3 protein-coding genes are annotated in these 4,277 nt (G+C 61.0%); 1 reads left to right on the top strand and 2 read right to left on the bottom strand.

The window, feature by feature from the left end; translation table 11 throughout:
- Window positions 1-47: 47 nt before the first annotated feature.
- Together NW843_RS07565 and NW843_RS07560 are read right to left on the bottom strand one after the other, a co-directional pair.
- Complete coding sequence (locus NW843_RS07565) at window positions 48-2,201, bottom strand: M48 family metalloprotease (protein ID WP_414522571.1); 2,154 nt, start codon at window positions 2,199-2,201, stop codon at window positions 48-50.
- Window positions 2,202-2,303: 102 nt separating this feature from the next.
- Window positions 2,304-3,587, bottom strand: a complete 1,284-nt coding sequence (locus NW843_RS07560; protein WP_414522570.1) for a competence/damage-inducible protein A — start codon at window positions 3,585-3,587, stop codon at window positions 2,304-2,306.
- On the opposite strand from NW843_RS07560, the gene NW843_RS07555 reads away from it, so the two are divergent.
- On the top strand, window positions 3,538-3,879 hold the full coding sequence (locus NW843_RS07555; protein WP_083757654.1) for a helix-turn-helix domain-containing protein: 342 nt from the start codon (window positions 3,538-3,540) through the stop codon (window positions 3,877-3,879). The genes NW843_RS07560 and NW843_RS07555 overlap by 50 nt on opposite strands.
- Window positions 3,880-4,277 lie beyond the last annotated feature (398 nt).

Below are 4,277 nucleotides of genomic sequence, written 5' to 3'. Positions count from 1 at the left end.
TGAACAGTGATGTTCAGCAGTGTTCAGCGTAAATGTATCAGCCTGGCTCACCACCGCCGCAGGTAAGAGGCCAAGTTGGGGAAATAGAACGCCCCCCAAATCCCCAGCAGGATGACTCCCAAGCCGAACACAACCAGCCAGAGGCGCGGTCGGCTGTGCAGCTTATTGGATCCCACCTGGACGTAGGCCAGATCCACCCAAGCAGTATTGCCGCGGCGGAACCAGCCCACCACTTTGACGCGCCGGCCCACCAGGGCGCGGATCCGCTTCAGGCCGGAAAAGACATTGCCCACCGGCCCCAAAGGGGAAGTAAAGCGCACCGGGATCAGCCCTGTGGCCTCTTGCAGCTTCAGCTCTGCCCCCAGTTGATAGCCGGAGGGGCCCAGTCCCACCAACTCCCCCTCCAGCTCCACCCATTGTCCGCGGCGGGGATCCGCGTCGGGATCCGCCAGCAAGCTGAGCACATCCGTCGGCCTTGCCGGCAGGGATCCCCCGTACATCAACCCCGCTTTGGCCCACAAGCCCACCCCGTAGCCCACCACCGCTGCTGCCGCGATCACCTTGGGATCGAGACGGTTTTGCAGCAGCAGGTAGAGGATCAGCCCCACCAGCCAGCCAATGAGGATCCCGACCACTTCGGCTGCGTAGATGGCCAGATCCAGCCAAAACCGGCTTTGCAGGCGGGCCACATCCAATTTGGACCCGGATCCCAGGCTCAGCTCCGGCAGGAGGCGCAGCCGCTCTCCATATCCCGCCAAGACCTTGAAGCGGTGCCCCGGCAGCGGATGGCTGGAATTGACCTGCATCCAGCGGGCCCAAGGGTTGATTTGATCCCAAAGAAAGACTTGGCCAGCTTGGGAGGGATCCTGGAGGCGGGCGGCAGCACTGGCAGCGGCGATGGTTTTGAAGTCCAAAAAGCTGAACAGGCGGGTGCAGTGCAACAGCGAGGAAGGTCGGCGGTCGTTTTTGTGGGCCTCCTGCAGGCCAGCAGCCGATTTGAGCAGAGCAGCAATCAGCCCGTTCGGGTTGCCAGTCGCCTGTACGGCAAAATGGTCGGCATGGTAGGTGCCCAGGCGGGAGAGGAAAAACAGCGGGTAGGAGAGCACCGTGTAGATGAGGTAGAGCAGCGGGGCCACATGCCCGATGAGATCCCGCCGTTTGCTTCCCAGTTGGCTCACCTGCTCTAGGGCCAGGTAAACCAGTTGAATCGGGGATCCCAGCAGGGTCATGACCAGGATATCTCCATTAACAATTCGCCCCAGGGCTTGGGCGTAGACTGCGGCAATTTCATCCTCAGCAAGCTGCTCCAACAGGGCTTGGGTGACCACAATGCGGCAGCCATCAGAAAAAGTGCCGTAAACAAAGGCCAGCGGCCCAGCATCCGGGATCACCCCCAGTCGGGGCTGTTTTAGCTGGTTTTGGGCACAGATGCGCTGCAGCAGGCGCGCCGTTTCGGGGCTGTGGCGTTCGATTTCGCCAAGCCTGGCCCAACGCAACTTGTGCAGCCGTTGGTGGAGCTGATCCATCAGCCAGGGGGCAAAAAAGAGAAGGCCTACTCCAAAGTTGACCGCCAGGCTGCCGGCCACCAACCACCGCAGGCCATTGCGCAGCCAGGGCAGCAACCCCTGCAAAAACCAAAGCTGCCGCGGAAAACTCAGCCGGCCAAAATCCAGATGGCTGCCTACCAACACAAAGCTCAGCCACCAAAGGAAGACAATGCCCACCCCCAGGGATCCCCACTTGGCCCAATGCAGGGGGCCGGCCCGCTCCGGCAGGGGGATCTTCATACCCAGTTGGGCGGCCCGTTGACGGGTGGACAGGGATCCCGCTCCAGGAGACGGCTCCTCTGGGGGAGCAGAACGCGGTTCGACAGGTTTGGCGGACGGAGCAGCCAGGGACTCTGTTGCAGTGGGCAGGCGAAGCAAGATCTTCTTGGCCCAGCCTTGCGCCTGGGGGTTGGGGTGTTGCAGCAGCTCTAGGCAGAGGGACCGTGCCTTCTCCGTCTGGCCCAACTGGTGGTAGGCCCGCACCAGGTTCATTTGGGCTTCCAGGGCTTCGCCGTCAGATGAGTCTGCCGGGATCCCTAATGCTTTGTCCTGCTGACGGGATTGGGCCAGGTAGCCTTCAAAAAGTTGGATGGCCTCTTGAAGGCGGCCCTGCCGCAGGGCTTCCTTGCCCGCCTGGACGGCATCGGGGATCATCGGCTTGCTCCTTGCCTGGTAGGGTCTGCTTCTGGAGATCGGTTGGATCCATCTGCTCCCCCAGCTTACTCAGGGATCCAACCCCGAGAGACCGGATCCCCCCTAAAGGGGGTAGCAGAGCAAGCGCCGCCGCAAGCGATCCAGAGCCGTCTGGGCGCTCCACCAACGCACCCCCTCTCTGCCGCGCAGGCTGCCAAACCGGTACTCGTGTACTTCCACCTTCCCTTGCGGATCCGCCAAACCCAGATACACAAGACCGACTGGCTTGGTGGCGGTGCCTCCCTCTGGCCCGGCAATGCCGGTGATGCTCAAGGCCCAGTTGGAGCCCAGGACTTGCTTGGCCCCCAGCGCCATTTGGGCGGCCACCGGCTCGCTGACAGCCCCTTGCTGCCGTAGGGTTTCCGGCTTCACCCCCAAAAGCTGTTCCTTGATGCGGTTGTCGTAGGCCACGATCCCCCCCACAAAATAGCGGGAGCTGCCCGGGATCCCGGTCACCAACTGCCCCAGCAGCCCGCCGGTGCAGGATTCTGCCACCGCCAGAGTTTGACCCCGTTGCAGCAACAGCTCCCCCACCACACCGGCCAAGGTGGCGTCATCGCTGCCGAAGTAGTCTTCTCCAGAAATCTGTAAAATCTGCTCCACCACCGGGGCGATCAAGGCTTGGGCCTCTTCACGACTGGGAGCACGTCCGGTAACCCGCAGGCGTACCTCCCCCTGGCTGGCGTAGGGAGCCACCGTAGGGTTTTCCCCCGCCAACAGGGATCCCAGCCGTTCGGCCAGCGTCGATTCGGGAATGCCCCAATAGCGCAGTACCCGGCTGTAGAACACCTCTTTTCCCCAGCCGATGGAGCGCAGATAAGGCACGGCGGTCTCCCGCCACATGTGTTGCATCTCCCGCGGCACCCCAGGGAAGGTGAGAATGTGCAGGTCGGGCCGGGGCTGCCAGATGAGGCCACAGGCGCTGCCAAGCGGGTTGGGCAACACCGTCGCTCCCCGGGGCAGAAAAGCCTGCTTGCGATTGCTCGGCGAGGGCACAAGGCCCCGCTGCCCGTACTTTTGCAGGATCTCTTCCCACACTTGGGGGTGCTCCACCATCTCCGCCCCAAAAAAGGAAGCCAGCGCCTCATGGGTAAGATCGTCCGGTGTCGGCCCCAAGCCCCCGGTGATCAGAATCAAGCTGGAACGACCACAGGCCACCTCCAGCGCGTGGTGAATGCGGGCCTCGTTATCCCCCACCACCGTTTGGTAATAGTGAGGGATCCCCAGTTGCGCCAACTCGGCTGCCAAGTACTGGGCATTGGTATTGGTGATCTCTCCCAAAAGCAATTCTGTGCCGATGCAGAGGATCTCAGCCCCTTGGGGAATAGCAGTTTGCGGTGGGATCATGCTTGGCCTCGAGCTCAGCTCAGCCGCAAGAGAAGTATACAAGCAGGGAGGTCTCGGCCTCCCTGCGCGCCCCCAGATTTTGGGCTTGCAGTTGGCCATTCCAAATGGCGGTGAGACAACCGGCAAGTTTCCATCTCCGGCGCCGGCAAAAAGATTGGGGGACGAGATGTATCCGACAGCACAACAGCGACAGACGCTGCAGCAGTGGTTGGGAACAGCTCGGTTTGTTTATAACCGCACCCTAGATTTTCTGAAGTCTTTAGAAGGCGAGCGTCCACCTGGATGCAAGTAGCTACTCACCACATCTTGCCTTCTCTACCAGATTGGGCGAAGGCAGTCCCGTACCAAACCAGAAAGTGGCAGTCATTGTTTGCGTTGACCCATTCAAGACTTGAGGGATGAGCGCCAAGGCGGCCAGGTTCTGGGTGGACAACTTTGACATTTATTCTTTGACATTTTCTTTGACATTATTTGACATTGTTTATTGTCTTGGTTTATTGTCTTGCTGCTCAAGTTTCAGACCTCCAAGATAGCGGTCAGAAAGCAGCGCCAGCTACATGCCAAGACGGTGCGCTTGCTACTGGTGGGCGCGTAGTGCGTTCCAGGAACGGCCAGAGGCTGTGGCTGAGCAGTACGGGAAACAAGCATTGACATCCTCCCCGGCCTGAAGGCCGGAGATTCCTACCACGC

The organism is Synechococcus sp. R5-12 (genome assembly GCF_047502655.1).
In the GTDB taxonomy this organism is placed as follows: domain Bacteria; phylum Cyanobacteriota; class Cyanobacteriia; order Thermostichales; family Thermostichaceae; genus Thermostichus.
Note: the sequence above shows the minus strand (reverse complement) of the source record. Positions and strands in the feature narration are given on the sequence as shown.

What these genes read in the sequence shown, in the direction of transcription:
- NW843_RS07560 (WP_414522570.1), bottom strand. Translation starts at nt 3,587, where the DNA reads ATGATCCCACCGCAAACTGCTATTCCCCAAGGGGCTGAGATCCTCTGC.
- NW843_RS07565 (WP_414522571.1), bottom strand. Translation starts at nt 2,201, where the DNA reads ATGATCCCCGATGCCGTCCAGGCGGGCAAGGAAGCCCTGCGGCAGGGC.
- NW843_RS07555 (WP_083757654.1), top strand. Translation starts at nt 3,538, where the DNA reads ATGCAGAGGATCTCAGCCCCTTGGGGAATAGCAGTTTGCGGTGGGATC.